Raw genomic sequence first — 16,113 nt, 5'->3', positions numbered from 1 at the left:
CACGCGCTTCTCGTAGCCCGCGTAGGTGTGGATCACGTACCACTCGCCGGGCAGGCCGCGCAGCTCGTCACGGAGGGCGGCGACCGGGTCGACGGTCACCGGCCCGGACCCTCCGCATCACCTCGACCGCCTCGTGCCGGAGCGAATCCCGCGGCCCGTCCTCCGGCGCCGCCACGAACTCCTCGGGGTCCCGCCCGTCCCGGTGCAGCACGAACCGCTCGGGATGGAAGAACCCGGCCGGCACGTCGATCCGCCCGGCGGACCCCGTCACCGAGGCCGTCACCCCCGTACCGGAGTTGATCGCGCAGTGCAGGACGGCCTGCGCCCCGCTCGCCCAGGACAGCAGCATCCCGGTCTGCAGATCCACGCCCTCCTCGGAGAGCACCGCCCGCGCGGTCACCTCCGCCGGCTCCCCGAGCAGCAGCTGCGCGAAGGACACCGGGTACACCCCGAGGTCCAGGGTCGCCCCGCCGCCCTGCGCGGGGTCCCGCAGCCGGTGGGCGGGCGGGAACGGGCCGGCCAGGCCGAAGTCGGCCTGCACGGTACGCACCTCACCGATCGCGCCGTCGTCGACCAGCGCCTTCAGCCGCCGGATCAGCGGATTGCAGTACATCCACATGGCCTCCATCAAGAAGAGGCCGCGCGAGCGAGCGAGCGTCACCAGCTCCTCGGCCTCACGCGCGTTCAGCGTGAACGCCTTCTCGCACAGCACCGCGCGCCCCGCCTCGAGGCAGAGCCCGGCCGCCTTCCGGTGCGCGGTGTGCGGCGTGGCCACGTAGACCACGTCCAGGGAGTCGTCCGCGGCGAGCGAGGCCCAGTCGCCGTAGGCCCGCTCGATCCCGAACCGTTCCGCGAAGGCCTTCGCCGAGGTCTCGGACCGGGAACCGACCGCCACCACCTCGGCGTCGGGCAGATCGAGCAACCCCGCCGTGAACGACGCCGCGATCCCTCCCGTCGCGAGAATCCCCCACCGCACACGCTCCGCTGCCATCCCTGCCGCCTCCGTCGTCGGTCCCGGTCACTCCGTCGAGCTGAGAGCATAGGTAATCGCACGTACGGCCGGGAGAGACGAAAGGGAACGAGGGGCGACGGGATGGCGGAGAGCGGACCTACGGGGAGCACCACGCGGACGGCACGGCAGGTGCCGGGCGCCCGGCCGACAGGCCCGACTCCCGTACCGAAGACGGCCGTTCGCACCGGCGCCCTCGTCACGTTGGTGCTCGGCGGGCTGACCGCGGTGCCGCCGCTCTCCATGGACATGTACCTCCCGGCCCTGCCCGAGGTAACGGGCGCCCTGCACACCTCCGCGGCCACCGCCCAGCTCACCCTCACCGCGTGCCTGACCGGGATGGCGCTGGGCCAGCTCGTGGTCGGCCCGATGAGCGACAAGTGGGGCCGCCGCAGGCCCCTCATGACCGGCCTGGTCGTCTACATCCTCGCCACCGCCATCTGCGCCCTCGCGCCGAACGCCGCGCTGCTCGTCGGCTTCCGGCTGCTCCAGGGCCTGGCGGGCGCGGCCGGCATCGTCATCGCCCGCGCCGTCGTGCGCGACCTCTACGACGGCGTCGCGATGGCCCGCTTCTTCTCCACCCTCATGCTGATATCCGGCGTCGCCCCGATCGTCGCGCCCCTCATCGGCGGCCAGATCCTGCGCGTCACGGACTGGCGCGGCGTCTTCGTCGTGCTCACCGCCATCGGCATCGCGCTCACCGCGGTCGTCGGCCGGTTCCTGCCCGAGACCCTCCCGCCCGGGCGGCGCCACTCCGGCGGCACCGCCGAGGCGCTGCGCACCATGCGCTCCCTGCTCGCCGACCGCGTCTTCACCGGCTACATGATCGCGGGCGGCTTCGCGTTCGCCGCGCTCTTCGCGTACATCAGCGCCTCGCCCTTCGTCATCCAGGAGATCTACGGGGCCTCGCCCCAGACCTTCAGCCTGCTCTTCGGGCTCAACTCGGTCGGCCTGATCGCCGTCGGCCAGCTCAACGGCAAGGTCCTCGTCGGCCGCGTCAGCCTCGACAAGGTCCTCGCCACCGGCCTGACCCTGATCGTCCTGGCCGCCGCCTTCCTGCTCCTCGTCGCCACGGGCGCGCTCGGCGACCCCGGTGACCTCGGCGTCGTCCCCGTCGCCGCGGGCCTCTTCGTCCTCATGGCGTCGATGGGGCTCGCCACCCCCAACACCAACGCCCTCGCGCTGCTGCGCACCCCGCACGCCGCCGGCTCCGCCTCCGCCCTGCTCGGCACCTCGTCCTTCCTGATCGGCGCGGTCGCCTCGCCGCTCGTCGGCATCGCGGGCGAGCGCACCGCCGTGCCGATGGCGCTGGTGCAGCTCGTCTGCGGGCTGGCGGCGGGCGTCGCCTTCCTGGCACTGTGCCGCCCGTGGCAGCACGCCGCCCGGACGACGAAGGAGGTGACGGAGCGCTGAGCTCCCCACGACTGCGCTACGGCACCCCCGAGCGGGCCGGTCTGGACGCCGGGCAGATCGCCCGGCTCGTCGAGGACGTGCGCCTGCTCACCGACGGTCCGCGCCCCTGGTGCGCGGGGGCCGTGGTGCTCGCCGGGCGCGGCCCGGTGATCGCCGCGCAGGACGCCTGCGGCTGGGCGGTGCGGTACGCCGCGTACGACGAGACGGCCGGCCGCGGCCTCGGGCTGCCGTTCGCCGCCCGCGTCCCCATGGCCGCCGACACCCCCTTCGACCTCGCCTCGCTGACCAAGCTCTTCACCACGATCGCCGCGGTGCAGCAGATCGAGCGCGGCACGCTCGGCATCGACGCGCGGGTCGGCGCCTACCTCCCCGAGTTCACGGCCGCGGCCGAGTACGGCGTCACCGTCCGCGGCCTGCTCACCCACACCTCCGGACTGCGCCCCGAACTCCCGCTGTACGCGGCCCCGGACGCCGCCTCCCGCCTCGCCCTGCTGCGCGCCGAGGCGCCGTCCTCGAAGCCGGGGGAGTACGTCTACTCCGACCTGAACATGCTGCTCCTCCAGCACCTCTTGGAGCGCCTGACCGGCCGCCCGCTCGACGTCCTGGTCCGCGACGGCATCACCCGCCCCCTCGGCATGACCGCCACCTCGTACGGGCCGCGGGCCGGCGCCGCCGCCACCGAGGACCAGCGCCGCCCCTGGGCCAAGGCCGACCGCGGCATGCTCCGCGGCGAGGTGCACGACGAGAACGCCTGGGCGCTCGGCGGCATCGCCGGCCACGCCGGACTCTTCGCCACGGCGTACGACCTGGCGGTGCTCTGCCGGACCCTGCTCAACGGCGGCTCGTACGGCACCGCCCGTATCCTCGGCCCCGACTTCGTCGACCTGATGCTGACGGCGCCCGGGCTCGGCTTCCGGATCGACCAGCCGTGGTTCATGGGCGAGCTGGCCGGCGCGGGGGCGGCCGGGCACACCGGGTTCACGGGCACGTCCCTGGTGCTCGACCCGGCGACCGACACGTTCCTGGTGCTGCTGGCCAACACGGTCCACCCGCGCCGCCGCCGCGCCGACAACGTGCCGCGCGCGGCCGCGGCGACCCGGCTGGCCCGAGCGGTCACGGGCCCGCCCGGCTCCTGACCCCGGGCATCTAGGATGCTCCGGGTGAACGCCCCGAACCGTCCCGCGCCCCCCGCCGCCGAGCCCGCCGAGACCCTCCGCTCGGCACTGGCCGGGCTGCTCGCCGGGCTGCCGCCCACGCAGGCGGCCCGCGCCGTGGAGCGGCTGATCGCGAACTACCGGGGCACCACCCCGACCGACGCGCCCATCCTGCGCGACCGGGCGGACGTCGCGGCGTACGCGGCCTACCGGATGCCGGCCACGTTCGAGGCGGTCGCCTCGGCCCTGGACGCCCTGGCCGCCGCCGCACCCGCCGACTGGGCGCCCGGGGGCCAGCTGGACATCGGCGGCGGCACCGGCGCGGCGGTCTGGGCGGCCCGCGCGGTGTGGCCGGGGCAGCGCCCCACGACGGTCCTCGACTGGTCGCAGCCCGCGCTGGACCTCGGCCGCGAACTGGCCGCCGCGGACGGCCCGTTGCACGCCTCGGTCCGCTGGGAACGCGGCCGCATCGGCGCCGGCGCGGACCTCGGCGCCCATGGCCTGGTGACGATCTCCTACGTCCTGAAGGAGCTGACGGAGAGCGACCGCGCGGCCGTCGTCGACGCCGCGGCCGGGGCCGCCACGGACGCCGTCGTCGTCATCGAGCCCGGCACCCCCGACGGGTACGCCCGTGTCATCGCGGCCCGGGACCGGCTGATCGCCGCGGGCCTGCACATCGCGGCCCCCTGCCCGCACAGCGGGCCCTGCCCGATCGTCCCCGGCGAGGACTGGTGCCACTTCTCCGCCCGGGTCAGCCGCTCCTCGCTGCACCGCCAGATCAAGGGCGGGTCCCTGGCGTACGAGGACGAGAAGTTCTCCTACGTCGCCGCGACCCGCTTCCCGCCGGCCCCCGCCCCCGCCCGGATCGTCCGGCGCCCCCAGCTCCGCAAGGGGCAGGTCCTGCTCGACCTGTGCGTTCCCGAGGTCGCCCTGACGAGGACGACGGTGACGAAGAAGCACGGGGCGGCCTACAAGGAGGCCCGGGACGCGGACTGGGGCGACGCGTGGCCGCTGCCGCGGGGGTGACGGGTTTCCGCCCGGGGCGTCGATGGAGCTGAACGCGGTGTTGCCCGGGGCCGCGGTGGGGATGCACGCGTGGCGGCCGCGGGTCCGGTGGGGCTTCTCGCGCAGTTCCCCGCGCCCCTGGAGATGCGCACTTCGTGCGCGACCTCCATCGGGGAAGCTGCGCGGGGCGCATGCCTTCAGGGGCGCGGGGAACTGCGCGACCAACCACGACGCGCCCGCGCCCGGGGGCAAGGAGACGCCCCCACGGCGCGGGCACATCCCTCGCTCAGCGGAGCTCAAGCGTGCAGCACTTCACGCTGCCGCCCCCCTTCAACAGCTCCGACAGATCCATCGCGACCGGCACATACCCGCGCTCCCTGAGCGGCCCGGACAGTCCCACCGCCCCCTGCGGCAGCAGCACGTGGCGGCCGTCCGAGACCGAGTTCAGGCCGAAGGCCACCGCGTCGGCCTCCTCGGCGATCAGCGCGTCGGGGAAGAGCCGGCGCAGCACGCCCCGGCTGCCCGGCGAGAACGCGGCCGGGTAGTACATGACGTCGTCCGTCCTGTCGTCCAGGACGGCGAGCGCCGTGTCCAGGTGGTAGAAGCGCGGATCGACCAGGTCGAGCCCGATCACCGGCCGCCCGAGTACCTCCTGGGCCTCCGCGTGCGACAGCGGCGACGCCCGGAACCCGCGCCCCGCGAGCACGTACGAGGCGGTGACGGCGAAGTCGCCCTCGCCCTCGTTCACATGGACCGGTTCGTGCACCTCGGCGTAGCCGTGGGCGCGGAACCACTCCAGGTGGGCGGCGGCCTCCGCCGCCCGCTCGGGGTGGGCGAAGCGCGCCCCGAGCACCCGGCCGTCGACGACGGTCGCCCCGTTGGCCGCGTAGACCATGTCGGGCAGTCCGGGCCGGGGAGCGAGCACCTCGACGGTGTGGCCGAGCGCGCGGTACCGGTCGCGCAGGTCCTCCCACTGCGCGAGGGCGAGAGGGACGTCGACGGGTTTCGCCGGGTCCATCCACGGATTGATCGAGTAGGTGACCTTGAAGTGTGCCGGTGGGCACATGAGGTAGCGCCGGGGTGTGGCGCGACGTCCGGTGGAACTCCCGCGATACGGCTTACGCAATGAGGGCTCCTCACAACCGCAGGGACTGGTGCGCCCATGGTGCGGTCGCGAGCGCGTCCGGGGATGTGCACCGAACGGGTGGTTTGCGGGGCAACGGCGGGTCGCGACAGCCCTTCCGAGACGGCACGTCTCGCCTCGCTCGCTGCTACATTCGAACCATGTCAGCCACGCCCAGCCGCGCCCCGAAGAAGACGGTCCCCGACTCCACCCGCCGCAGCGAGCGCTCGCGGCGCGCGATCTACGATGCCGCCCTCGCCCTGGTCGGCGAGATCGGCTACCCCCGGACGACGATCGAGGGCATCGCCGCCCGCGCCGGTGTCGGCAAGCAGACGATCTACCGCTGGTGGGGATCGAAGGCGCAGGTGCTCATGGAGGCCTTCATCGACCTCAACGAGCACAACCAGCGGGCCGCGGCCGAGGGCCACCCGGGGGTGCCGCTCGACCCGGTCGCCCTGCCCGACAGCGGCGACCTGGAAGCCGACCTCAAGGTGGTGCTGCGCGCCACCGTCGACGAACTCCTCGACCCGCGCTTCGACGCCCCGGCCCGCGCCCTCGCCGCCGAGGGGGTGGCCAGCCGCGAGTTCGCCCGTGAGTTCGTCGCCAAGCTGCTCATGCCCGGCCTCGACCTCTACGCCGCCCGGCTGCGCGCCGCCCAGGACGCCGGCCAGGTCCGCCCGGAGGTCGATCCCGAGATCGCCCGCGACCTCTTCTCCGGGCCGCTCGCCCAGCGGTGGCTCCAGGAGACCGGCCCGCTCGACCACGCCTACGCCGACGCGCTCGTCGAGTACGCCCTCTACGGCATCAGCGCCCGCCCGGCGCACCCCGGGGCGTGAGCGCGAGCAGCCCCGGCGCGTTCGTGATCACCCCGTCGCAGCCGAGCCGCAGCACCCGGTCCCGCTCCCGCGGCGTGTTCACCGTGTGCGCCCACACGTGCGGCACCCCCGAGCGCACCGCCCGCAGCAGATCCGCGTCGCGCGCCGCGTGGTCCATGTCCAGCACGTCGACGTAGGGGGCCCACAGCGCGGGCCGGTCGGTCCGCATCTGGCGTGCGGAGCGCCACAGCTGGGTGAGCAGGCCGAGCCGGTGGGCGCGGGCGGCGACGGCCGGGCTGTTGGAGTTCACCAGCACCGAGCGGGTCAGCCCGCGGGCCCGGATCAGCCGGGCGAGCCCGGTGAGGCCCGGCGGGTCCTTGGCCTCCAGCATCAGCACGCTCCGGCCGCCGAACCGGTCGAGTACCTGGGCCACCGTCGGCGGCGGCTCCGGCAGCCACAGGCCCGGCAGCGCGCCGTCCGGCCGCAGCCGCACGCGCCGCCACCCCGCCCGGTCCAGCGCGCCGGCCGGTCCGTGCGAGTAGGTCGTCCGGTCCAGGGTCGGGTCGTGCAGGACCACGAGCGTGCCGTCGCGCAGCATCCGCGTATCGAAGTCGAGGATCTGCGCGGTGCCGCGGGCGAAGGCCGCGGTCAGCCCCGACATGCTGTTCTCCGGCACTTCCAGGGCGCCGCCGCGGTGCGCGGTGTACACGACGCGGGGCAGGGACTCCAGGGTGAGCGGGGCGCTGCCGCCCGTGAGCGGGGGTGCGAAGGCCAGCACGGTCAGAGAGAGGGCGCCGACGAATCCGACGACCGGCACGGTCCGGGCGGCAAGGAGGGCCATGGCCCCACGGTAGGCACGCAAACAGGTTCATTCAGGACAATGACACCCAGTGGCCCCTCCGGGAGCGGGATGGTGGGACCATGGTGGTCCGGGGCTCATCCGGCACCCGGCACGGCGATGTGTGGTGAGGGGATAGATGGGCGCGGAGCACGGTGACAGCGCACGCTCGGGTCCGGGCCGGTTCGCCCGGTGGCTGAAGTCGGCCAGAGCACCCAAGGAGACCCGGGCCGACGAGGACCGCGAGCCCCTGCTCCTCGCCGCTGCCGCCGCCGGACTGCCGCTCGCCCCGGCCGCGTACCCCGCCGACTACCGCTGTTCCTGCAACCGCATCGGCTGTCCGACCCCCGGCCGGCACCCCGTCTCCTTCGCCTGGCAGACCCAGTCCACGACGGACCGCGGGCAGATCGAGCGCTGGGCCCGCCACCAGCCGGCGGCCAACTTCATCACCGCGACCGGCATGGTCCACGACGTCCTGGACGTACCGCTGGAGGCGGGCCGGGAAGCGCTGGAGCGGCTGCTGTCGCGCGGCATCGACGTCGGGCCCGTCGCCGACTCCGGCGGCGAGCGCATGCTCTTCTTCACGGCGACCCGCGGGACGCCCGAGGACGAGGACGAGTGGTGGCCCTGCGAGCTGGACTGCCACCCCGAGACGATGGACGAGCACCCCGGGATGCGCTGGCACTGCCGCGGCTCGTACGTCCTGATCCCGCCGGCGCGGCTGCCCGCGGACCGCTCGGTGCGGTGGGTCCGCGGCCCCGAGCACCCGCTGCCGGACCCGCTGACCCTGCTGGAGACCCTCACCGACGCCTGCGCCCGGCACGCGGGAGCGGAGCCGGACTACACCTCGGCGTGGCCGTAGACCGTCCGTGTGCCGCCGGCGCCGGTCCGGCTCACGACCCTTCGGCGGTGGTGATCCCCTCGACCCGGTTCAGCACCCGGACCCCGCCTTCGGAGCCGCCGGCCGGGACGAGCGCCGCCTGGTTGGAGACGAATCCGTACGTCGCCGACTGCTTGGCGTCGCCCGACATCAGCGCCTTCACGCTCGGACTCATCGCCGGCAGGTCACTGCCCGCGAACGCGGTCTGCTTCTCGAAGCGCCGCGTGGCGAAGAGGACGAGCGCCCCGCCGTCCGCGGTGCGCAGCGCGACGGGCGCGTAGTCGCCGCCGGAGAGCGGCTCGTCGATGAACTGCGTGGTCAGCCCCGGCCGCGACTCGTTCTTCTCGCGCGCCGCCCGCCACTGGGAGGTGTACGCCCCGGCCGCGAACCCGGCCCCGCCCTTCTTCAGGTACCGGGCGTACGCGCCGCTCAGGTCGCCGGGCCGCATCGCGAGCCCCTTCGCGTCGGCGGGCACGGCCTCGCCCCAGCCGTCCGCGTCCTTCTTCAGCGCGGGGAAGGTGTCGCCGCGGAAGACGGTCAGATACGAGACCGCCCAGGGCTCCTGGACGTCGTCGCGGGTGAAGACCATGACCCACCGGGAGCCGGCGACTCGGTTGTTGGCGCTGTCCGTGACGAACCAGCGCGGCCAGCCCGCCTTCTTGGGGACGGTGATGTGCGTGTCGGTGAGCTTCAGCGGCTTGTGGGCCGGATTGCCGCCGGGGTGCACGACCCGGCCCGCCTTCAGCTTGGCCGCGTCGATCGCGCCGAGCGCGCCCGTGACGTACTTCGCGTCGGCCGCCCGGTCGTAGGTGCGGTCCGCCTTGTTGTAGGCGGTGACGAACGTGTCCAGGGCCCGCGCCGCCCGCGCCCGCGTGGTCGTCGGCACCACCTCGAGCTCGCCGTGCACGGTCACGCAGCCGCTCGCCGTGAGGGACAGCACGACCGCCGCCACCGCTGCCGCGACGGGCCTGCCGGGCGCAATCCGGAACTCGCTCATGACGTTGTTCTCACCTTCCCCTTCCCGGGGCCGAACCCTACCGGGAAGAGGGAGCACCCAGCGCCTCGCCCCTGCGGGACAGCAGCCCGGGCGGCGCGAGGAACAGGGCCAGGGTCGGCACCAAGTACACGCACCAGACGACGACTTGGAGGACGGTCGGGTCCGGCTGGAAGTTGAGGACACCCTTCAGGAGCGTGCCGAGCCAGCCGTCGGGCGCGATCGTGGAGCTGATGTCGAACGCCAGCGTGTTCAGCCCCCCGACGAAGTCGGCCTCCTGCAAGTCGTGGAAGCCGTACGCGAGGACGCCCGCGGCCACGACGACCAGCATGGCGCCGGTCCAGGTGAAGAACTTCGCCAGGTTGATCCGCAGCGCGCCGCGGTAGAACAGCCAGCCCAGCAGCACCGCCGTCGCCAGGCCGAGCAGCGCGCCGGCCACCGGCTCCACCGTGCCGTCGCCGGTGGCGTGCACGGCCGTCCACACGAACAGCGACGTCTCCAGGCCCTCCCGGCCGACCGCGAGGAACGCCGTGAGGACCAGTGCGGCCGTCCCCGTGCGCAGCGCCGCGTCCAGCTTCCCGTGCAGCTCCGCCTTGAGGTGCCGCGCGGTGCGCCGCATCCAGAACACCATCCACGTCACCAGGCCGACGGCGACGATCGACAGCGAACCGCCGAGCGCCTCCTGCGCCTTGAACGTCATCTCCTGCGAGCCGAACTCCAGGGCGGCGCCGAACGCGAGCGCCAGGCAGACGGCGGCGCCGATGCCGAGCCACACCGGCTTCAGCGCGTCCCGGTGGTCCGTCTTGACCAGGTAGGCGATCAGGATGCAGACGACGAGGCTGGCCTCAAGACCCTCGCGCAGTCCGATCAGATAGTTCGCGAACATCTCTCAGGCCCCGTTCTCGAAGAGGCCGCGGCCCCACCAGTCCTTGGCGTCCCGCACGCCCGGCGGGACCGCGAAGACCGCCGAACCCACGTGCTGGATGTACTCGTTGAGCGCGTCGCCCGCGGCCAGGCTCCGCTGCACGGGGATGAACCCGGTGCGCACGTCCTTCTGGTAGGCGAGGAAGAACAACCCGGCGTCCAGCCGGCCCAGGCCGTCCGTGCCGTCGGTGAAGGAGTAGCCGCGGCGCAGGATCGTCGCGCCGTGGTTGGCGTCGGGGTGCGCGAGCCGCACGTGCGCGTCCGGCTTCATCGCCTTCAGGAACGGCTCGTCGCGCTCCTTGGCCCGGCCGACCGGCGCGCCCTCGCCCTTGTCCCGCCCGAACACGTCCTCCTGCTCCTGCAGCGAGGTGCGGTCCCACGTCTCGATGTTCATCCGGATCCGCCGGGCGACGAGGTAGGAGCCGCCGCTCATCCAGTCCGTGCCGGACGCCCACACGTGCGCGTCGAGCCGCTTGGTCTCGGTGCCCGCGATGTTGCGGGTGCCGTCCTTGAAGCCCATCAGGTTGCGGGGGGTCTGCGCGCCCGGGGTGGTCGATGACGTCTTGCCGAAGCCCAGCTGCGACCAGCGGACGGCGACCTTGCCGAAGCCGATGCGGGCCAGGTTGCGGATGGCGTGCACGGCGACCTGGGGGTCGTCCGCGCAGGCCTGGACGCACAGGTCGCCGCCGCTGCGGTTCTTGTCGAGGTTGTCGCCGGGGAACTTGGGCAGCTCCACCAGCGCCTCGGGCCGGCGCCCGGATATCCCGAACGCCTTCCCGTGCTTGTCGAAGAGCGAGGGCCCGAAGCCGATCGTCAGCGTGAGCCGGGACGGCTTGAGGCCGAGCGCCTCGCCGGTGTCGTCCGGCGGCGCCTCGGCGAGCCCGCCGTACGCGCCGTCGCCGACGGGCCGCCCCTCGGTCAGCAGCGCGGCGGCCCGCGTCCACTCCTTGAGGAGCTGGACGAACTCCGCGCGGTCGCCGGTGGTCACGTCGAAGGCCGCGAAGTGCAGCCGGTCCTGCACCGGCGTGGCGATGCCCGCCTGGTGCGCGCCGTGGAACGGCACCGCGCCGCCCGACTCGGCGGCCGGTTCCATGGCGTCGTCGTCGGAGCGGGTCAGCGCGGCTGCCCCGCCCGCGGCGGCCGCGCCGAGCGCGAGCCCGGCGCCGCCGACCGCGAGCAGGGAGCGCCGGGACGGGGCGGCGGAGGTGTCCGGCACGGCGGATTCCTCGGGGGTCTCGGTGGTCTCGGGGTCTGTTCCGGTCATGTGCTGCCTACTTGACGACCGCGGCGGCCAGCTTCGACAGCGGTTCCGCGAGCGCGTTGACCGCGTCGGACAGCCGCTTCTGGTCCGCCTTGCCGACCTTGTCGTAGGAGACGAACTCGTAGGAGTCCTTGTCCTTGCGGTAGGTGTCGAGGAGCTTGTCGAGCGCCGCGAACTCCTTGTCGAGCCGCCCGGTCAGCGCCGCGTCGTTCTCCGCCGCGACCGGCTTCAGCAGCCCGTACGCCTTCTCGGCGCCCTCGACGTTGGCCTTGAAGTCGACGAGGTCGGTGTGCGAGTAGCGCTCCTCCTCGCCGGTGACCTTGCCGGTGGCGACCTCGTCCAGCAGTTCCTTGGCGCCGTTGGCCATCGAGGTCGGGGTGATCTCGGCGCGGCCGACGCGGTTCTGCCAGTCCTTCAGGTCCTTGTCGAGCTGGCCGGCCAGCTCCTTCTCGCGGCTGCCGATCTTCTTCTCCTGCCACAGCGCCTTCTCCAGGCGGTGCCAGCCGGTCCACTGCGTCTTCGGGTCCTGGCCGTCCTCGAGGCCGTCCTCGCGCACGTCGACCTTGGGGTCGATGTCGCCGAACGACTCGGCGACCGGCTCGGTGCGCTCCCAGCCGATGCGGGAGGGGGCGTAGGCCTTCCTGGCGCCCTCCAGGTCGCCCGCGCGGACCGCGTCGGTGAAGGTCTTCACCTTCGGCAGCGTCGCGTCGGCCTGCTCCTGGGCGTACCGGCGGTAGGCGGCGACGGCGCTGTCGAGGCGCGGGTCGCGCTTGACGGCCTTGCCGCCGGTCGCCGTCACGTCCTGGCGGTGCCCCTTGCCCTTCATGCCGGGGATGCAGGCGATGCGGTAGGCGCCGCTCTTCACCTCGGCGGTCAGGGTGTGCTTGGTGCCGGGGCCGATGTTCTCGCGCTCGGAGACGATGCGGTCGTCGGGGAAGAGGATCTCGACCTCGGTGACGCGCGAGCCCTTGTTCTCGACGGCCAGCTCGACGTGGCCGGAGGGGAACTCGGTCCGCGACACCTTGCAGCTGTCGTCGGTGGCGGTCACCGCGATAGCGCCGGAACCGCCCTTGGCGTCGCTCTTCTCGGTGCAGCCCGTGACAGCGGTCAGGGCCGCCGCCGTGGCGAGGGCGGTGGCGGCGGAGAGACGGACGGCTCGCATGCGGGCTCCAAGAAAGTACACAGCAGTACTAAGGCGGCCCTAACTTATATGAGGCTTCCCTTAGCGCTACCCACTCGTCCCGTGATTCAGCTCTCACGTCGATCCACGGGTCGCGGCCCGGACACGACCGACCCTAGAGCGACCCAACCACTGCCCAAGAAACGGTCAAGCGGCGGCGGGGGCATGCTTCACTGCCCCCGTGAACGACGCGCCGAACGACTCCCCGGCCGAGGTACCGGCCCACGACGTGCTCGCGGTCTTCTGCGGGCCCGACGGCCGGCACGGCAACGCGCTCGGGGTGGTGCGCGACGGAACCCGCCTGCCCTCCCGGGAGAGCCGCCAGGCGCTCGCGCGCCACCTGGGCTTCAGCGAGACGGTGTTCGTCGACGACCCCGAGCGCGGCGTCCTCGACATCTACACGCCCACACTGCGCCTGCCCTTCGCCGGCCACCCCTGCGTGGGAGCCGCCTGGCTGCTGGACTTGGCGGAGCTGGTCGTGCCGGCCGGGGTCGTCGGCGCGCGGCTCGACGGGGAGTTCTGCTGGATCGAGGCGCGCCCGGAGTGGGCCCCGCCGCGCACGCTGCGGCGGTACGGCTCGGCGGCCGAGGTGGACGCGCTCCGGGTGCCGCCGCCGGGGGAGTGGGTCTACGCCTGGGCCTTCGAGGACGAGGCCGCGGGCCGGGTCAGGGCGCGCGGCTTCCCCGGCCGCGGCGACGGGATCGAGGAGGACGAGGCGACGGGCGCGGCGGCGCTGCTGCTCACCGCCCACCTGGACCGCGCCCTCAACATCCGCCAGGGCGCGGGCTCCCAGCTCCTGACGGCCCCCCAGCCGGACGGTTACCTCGAACTGGGCGGCCGGGTCCGCCTGCACTCCTGAACCCGCGCGGGCACCCCTACGCGGCGTCGGCCGCGAACTCCTCACCCAGGGCACGGAAGACCCCGGTGTTCAGAGCGAAAGCGGCCTTGCACTCGGCGACGACCCGCTGCTTGTCCAGCTCGTCCACGGCGATCGCGTCCAACAGTTCGCGGTACGCGCGCTTGAACGCCGCCGGGTTGCCGACCCGCTCGAACACGTAGAACCGCACCCCGTCCCCCTTGTGCGCGAACCCCCAGGTCCGCTCCGCCTTGTCGCGGATGATCTGCCCGCCCGAGAGGTCGCCGAGGTAGCGCGTGTAGTGGTGCGCGACGTACCCGGCCGGCCAGGACCGCGCGCACTCCCGTATCCGGGCCGCGTACGCCGCGGTCGCCGGCAGCGCCGAGACCCTCTCCCGCCAGCCCGTGCCCCGCAGATGCGCGAGGTCGCGCTCCAGCTCGGGCAGGCGCAGCAGCTCCGGCCGGACGAAGGGGCCCGCCACCTCGTCCCGCGCCAGCCGCGCCGCGTCCTCCTCCAGGGCGGCGTAGACGAACCACAGCTGCTCCGTGTAGCGCGCGTAGGCGTCCACGCCCAGGCCGCCGCCGAGCAGGTCGCTCATGAAGGTCGAGGTCTCCGCCTCCGTGTGCTGCTCGTGCGAAGCGGTGCGGATCAGAGTGGAGAACGAGGGGTCCATGAGGCCTCCGCGGACGAAGTCAAGTTAGGGGAGCCTAACCCGACCCGGCCCGGTTACGGCAGTGTCAGGATCTCCGCGCCCGTCTCCGTGACCACCAGCGTGTGCTCGAACTGGGCGGTGCGCTTGCGGTCCTTGGTCACGACGGTCCAGCCGTCGGCCCACATGTCGTACTCGTACGTGCCGAGCGTCAGCATCGGCTCGATGGTGAACGTCATGCCGGGCTGGATCACCGTCGTCGCGTGCGGGCTGTCGTAGTGCGGCACGATGAGGCCCGAGTGGAACGACGTGTTGATGCCGTGCCCGGTGAAGTCCCGCACGACGCCGTAGCCGAAGCGCTTGGCGTACGACTCGATGACGCGGCCGATGATGTTGATCTGGCGGCCCGGCCTGACGGCCTTGATGGCGCGGTCGAGGGACTCGCGGGTGCGCTCGACGAGCAGCCGCGACTCCTCGTCCACCTCGCCCACCAGGTACGTGGCGTTGTTGTCCCCGTGCACACCGCCGATGTACGCGGTCACGTCGAGGTTGATGATGTCCCCGTCCCGCAGCACCGTGGAGTCGGGGATGCCGTGGCAGATCACCTCGTTGACGCTTGTGCACAGCGATTTGGGGAAGCCGCGATATCCGAGCGTCGAAGGGTAGGCACCGTGGTCGCACATGTACGCGTGGGCGATCCGGTCCAGCTCGTCGGTGGTGACGCCCGGCGCGATCGCCTTCGCGGCCTCGGCCATCGCCTGCGCGGCGATCCGGCCCGCGACGCGCATCGCCTCGACCGTCTCGGGGGTCTGCACCTCCGGCCCCCGGTACGGCGCCGGCGCGGGCTTGCCGACGTACTCCGGGCGCCGGATGTTGCCCGGCACGGAACGGATCGGGGACTGTTCCCCCGGTACGAGGACGGTGGGTGACGAGTGCGTCGACTGGCCAGACATGCCAGCGAGTGTAACGAGCGGCCGTGGGGGACCATGGCCCTGAGTGTTCGAAGGAGAGGAGTCGGCCGTGGCCCTGTTCAAGAAGCGGACCGTCGGAAAGCCGGGCGAGTGGTTCTACTGCCTGGAGCACCAGAAGGTCGAGGAGGGGCCCGATTGCCCCGCCAAGGACCGGTTCGGCCCGTACCCGACGCGGGGCGAGGCGGAGCACGCCATGGCCACCGCGCGGGAGAAGAACCTGCAGTGGGAGACCGATCCGAAGTGGCACGACGCCACGGCGCGCGGCGAGGACGGCGAAGGGTAGGCCGCCGGGCGCGGGCCGCCGCCCCCGCGCTCACCAGCGGGCCGGCGGCGGCGCTGTCAGCTGGTCGGCGAGGCGCGAGAGCCGGTCGCGCAGGCCGCGCCGGCCGCGCCCGGTGTGCCCCGCGTTCTCCCCGGCCGCCGCGCTGACCAGGTGCTGCACCGTGTCCAGGTCGAGGTCGGTGGAGCCGGGCACGGTCAGCGCGTCGTGCGCCAGGGCGTGCAGGTCCCCGTTGGCCGGGGGCTCCGCGTCCAGCGCGAGGACCGTCGCCCCGGCCCGCCGGGCGTCGTGCACCCGCTCCAGGAGCGGGGCGCCCGCCGCGTCCGGCGCCACCACGAGCAGCGTCTCGCCGCGCCGGGCCGCCGCGAGCCGGCCGAGGCCGACCGCCAGGTGGGCCGGGTCCTCGGGCCGGGCCGCGTGCCGCACGAGGGTCGGCGCCAGCTCGGGCGTGCCCGACCAGGCGGCCTCGTCCACCAGGTGCGCCGCCAGGTGCCACGGCTCGTACGCCGCGGAGCCCACCAGGAGCAGCCCGCCGCCGTGCGCGGTCACCGAGGAGCGCAGCCCCCCGGCGAAACGGCGGGTGGCGGCGAGCCACTCGGTCCCGGCGAGAACCTCACGCAGCAGGGCTACTCGTACGGCGTCCATGGGGTGGCATGGTGCCGCAACCGGGCCCGCCCGGCAGCCCGTTCGCACCAGGACCGCCCGTACGAGTCACTCCCCGGCCGCGTCCGCAGGGGGGCGGGGGCGGCGGCCGTGCGGGA

General features: G+C 73.6%; 17 protein-coding genes and 1 pseudogene. 7 read left to right on the top strand and 11 right to left on the bottom strand.

Annotation, left to right across the window (positions count from 1 at the left end):
- A pseudogene (locus ABZY33_RS31235) lies at positions 1-93 on the bottom strand (transcription termination/antitermination protein NusG); the annotation flags it as partial.
- On the bottom strand, positions 68-991 hold the full coding sequence (locus tag ABZY33_RS31230; RefSeq protein ID WP_356495073.1) for a Gfo/Idh/MocA family oxidoreductase: 924 nt from the start codon (positions 989-991) through the stop codon (positions 68-70). The pseudogene ABZY33_RS31235 and the gene ABZY33_RS31230, both read right to left, overlap by 26 nt.
- Positions 992-1,093: 102 nt before the next feature.
- Between ABZY33_RS31230 and ABZY33_RS31225 the strand changes: the two genes are divergently transcribed.
- The 3 genes from ABZY33_RS31225 to ABZY33_RS31215 are packed head-to-tail and all read left to right on the top strand — an operon-like array spanning position 1,094 to position 4,602.
- Entirely contained in the window at positions 1,094-2,422 is a 1,329-nt protein-coding gene (locus tag ABZY33_RS31225; RefSeq protein WP_356495072.1) for a multidrug effflux MFS transporter, read from the top strand.
- Positions 2,377-3,558 carry a serine hydrolase gene (locus ABZY33_RS31220; protein ID WP_356495071.1) on the top strand — a complete coding sequence of 394 codons (1,182 nt, stop codon included), beginning with the start codon at positions 2,377-2,379 and terminating at the stop codon, positions 3,556-3,558. The genes ABZY33_RS31225 and ABZY33_RS31220 overlap by 46 nt, the downstream gene beginning before the upstream one ends.
- A gap of 24 nt (positions 3,559-3,582) precedes the next feature.
- Positions 3,583-4,602, top strand: coding sequence for a small ribosomal subunit Rsm22 family protein (locus ABZY33_RS31215; RefSeq protein ID WP_356495070.1), 1,020 nt, complete (start codon positions 3,583-3,585; stop codon positions 4,600-4,602).
- A gap of 265 nt (positions 4,603-4,867) precedes the next feature.
- Here ABZY33_RS31215 and ddaH read toward each other — a convergent pair whose 3' ends face one another.
- The gene (gene ddaH, locus ABZY33_RS31210; RefSeq protein ID WP_356495069.1) at positions 4,868-5,707 is read right to left on the bottom strand and encodes a dimethylargininase; all 840 of its coding nucleotides are present in this window, start codon (positions 5,705-5,707) and stop codon (positions 4,868-4,870) included.
- Between the two features lie 158 nt (positions 5,708-5,865).
- Between ddaH and ABZY33_RS31205 the strand changes: the two genes are divergently transcribed.
- On the top strand, positions 5,866-6,540 hold the full coding sequence (locus ABZY33_RS31205; protein ID WP_356495068.1) for a TetR/AcrR family transcriptional regulator: 675 nt from the start codon (positions 5,866-5,868) through the stop codon (positions 6,538-6,540).
- Here ABZY33_RS31205 and ABZY33_RS31200 read toward each other — a convergent pair.
- The gene (locus tag ABZY33_RS31200) at positions 6,509-7,360 is read right to left on the bottom strand and encodes a glycerophosphodiester phosphodiesterase (RefSeq protein ID WP_356495067.1); all 852 of its coding nucleotides are present in this window, start codon (positions 7,358-7,360) and stop codon (positions 6,509-6,511) included. The two genes, ABZY33_RS31205 and ABZY33_RS31200, sit on opposite strands and share 32 nt — an antisense overlap.
- Positions 7,361-7,496: 136 nt before the next feature.
- On the opposite strand from ABZY33_RS31200, the gene ABZY33_RS31195 reads away from it, so the two are divergent.
- Positions 7,497-8,219: a bifunctional DNA primase/polymerase gene (locus ABZY33_RS31195; protein WP_356495066.1), complete on the top strand. Its 723-nt coding sequence runs from the start codon at positions 7,497-7,499 to the stop codon at positions 8,217-8,219.
- Positions 8,220-8,250: 31 nt separating this feature from the next.
- On the opposite strand, the gene ABZY33_RS31190 is transcribed toward ABZY33_RS31195, so the two are convergent.
- The 4 genes from ABZY33_RS31190 to efeO are packed head-to-tail and all read right to left on the bottom strand — an operon-like array spanning position 8,251 to position 12,578.
- On the bottom strand, positions 8,251-9,234 hold the full coding sequence (locus ABZY33_RS31190; protein WP_356495065.1) for a hypothetical protein: 984 nt from the start codon (positions 9,232-9,234) through the stop codon (positions 8,251-8,253).
- 37 nt (positions 9,235-9,271) lie between these two features.
- Complete coding sequence (efeU, locus tag ABZY33_RS31185; protein ID WP_356495064.1) at positions 9,272-10,117, bottom strand: iron uptake transporter permease EfeU; 846 nt, start codon at positions 10,115-10,117, stop codon at positions 9,272-9,274.
- A gap of 3 nt (positions 10,118-10,120) precedes the next feature.
- Positions 10,121-11,419: an iron uptake transporter deferrochelatase/peroxidase subunit gene (efeB, locus tag ABZY33_RS31180; protein WP_356495063.1), complete on the bottom strand. Its 1,299-nt coding sequence runs from the start codon at positions 11,417-11,419 to the stop codon at positions 10,121-10,123.
- 7 nt (positions 11,420-11,426) lie between these two features.
- The gene (gene efeO / locus ABZY33_RS31175) at positions 11,427-12,578 is read right to left on the bottom strand and encodes an iron uptake system protein EfeO (RefSeq protein WP_356495062.1); all 1,152 of its coding nucleotides are present in this window, start codon (positions 12,576-12,578) and stop codon (positions 11,427-11,429) included.
- A 199-nt stretch (positions 12,579-12,777) separates the two neighbouring features.
- Between efeO and ABZY33_RS31170 the strand changes: the two genes are divergently transcribed.
- Positions 12,778-13,455: a PhzF family phenazine biosynthesis protein gene (locus ABZY33_RS31170; RefSeq protein ID WP_356495061.1), complete on the top strand. Its 678-nt coding sequence runs from the start codon at positions 12,778-12,780 to the stop codon at positions 13,453-13,455.
- Between the two features lie 16 nt (positions 13,456-13,471).
- Here the strand turns inward: ABZY33_RS31170 and ABZY33_RS31165 are convergent, their stop codons facing one another.
- Positions 13,472-14,125 carry a biliverdin-producing heme oxygenase gene (locus tag ABZY33_RS31165; protein ID WP_356495060.1) on the bottom strand — a complete coding sequence of 218 codons (654 nt, stop codon included), beginning with the start codon at positions 14,123-14,125 and terminating at the stop codon, positions 13,472-13,474.
- A gap of 53 nt (positions 14,126-14,178) precedes the next feature.
- Positions 14,179-15,054: a type I methionyl aminopeptidase gene (map, locus tag ABZY33_RS31160; protein WP_356495059.1), complete on the bottom strand. Its 876-nt coding sequence runs from the start codon at positions 15,052-15,054 to the stop codon at positions 14,179-14,181.
- Positions 15,055-15,121: 67 nt separating this feature from the next.
- Between map and ABZY33_RS31155 the strand changes: the two genes are divergently transcribed.
- Entirely contained in the window at positions 15,122-15,355 is a 234-nt protein-coding gene (locus ABZY33_RS31155; RefSeq protein ID WP_356495077.1) for a hypothetical protein, read from the top strand.
- A 30-nt stretch (positions 15,356-15,385) separates the two neighbouring features.
- On the opposite strand, the gene ABZY33_RS31150 is transcribed toward ABZY33_RS31155, so the two are convergent.
- On the bottom strand, positions 15,386-15,997 hold the full coding sequence (locus ABZY33_RS31150; RefSeq protein WP_356495058.1) for a hypothetical protein: 612 nt from the start codon (positions 15,995-15,997) through the stop codon (positions 15,386-15,388).
- Positions 15,998-16,113: the final 116 nt, after the last annotated feature.

Origin of the sequence: Streptomyces sp. NPDC006552 (assembly GCF_040611655.1) — a bacterium.
GTDB lineage: Bacteria > Actinomycetota > Actinomycetes > Streptomycetales > Streptomycetaceae > Streptomyces.
This window is presented reverse-complemented; position numbering and strand designations above follow the sequence as displayed.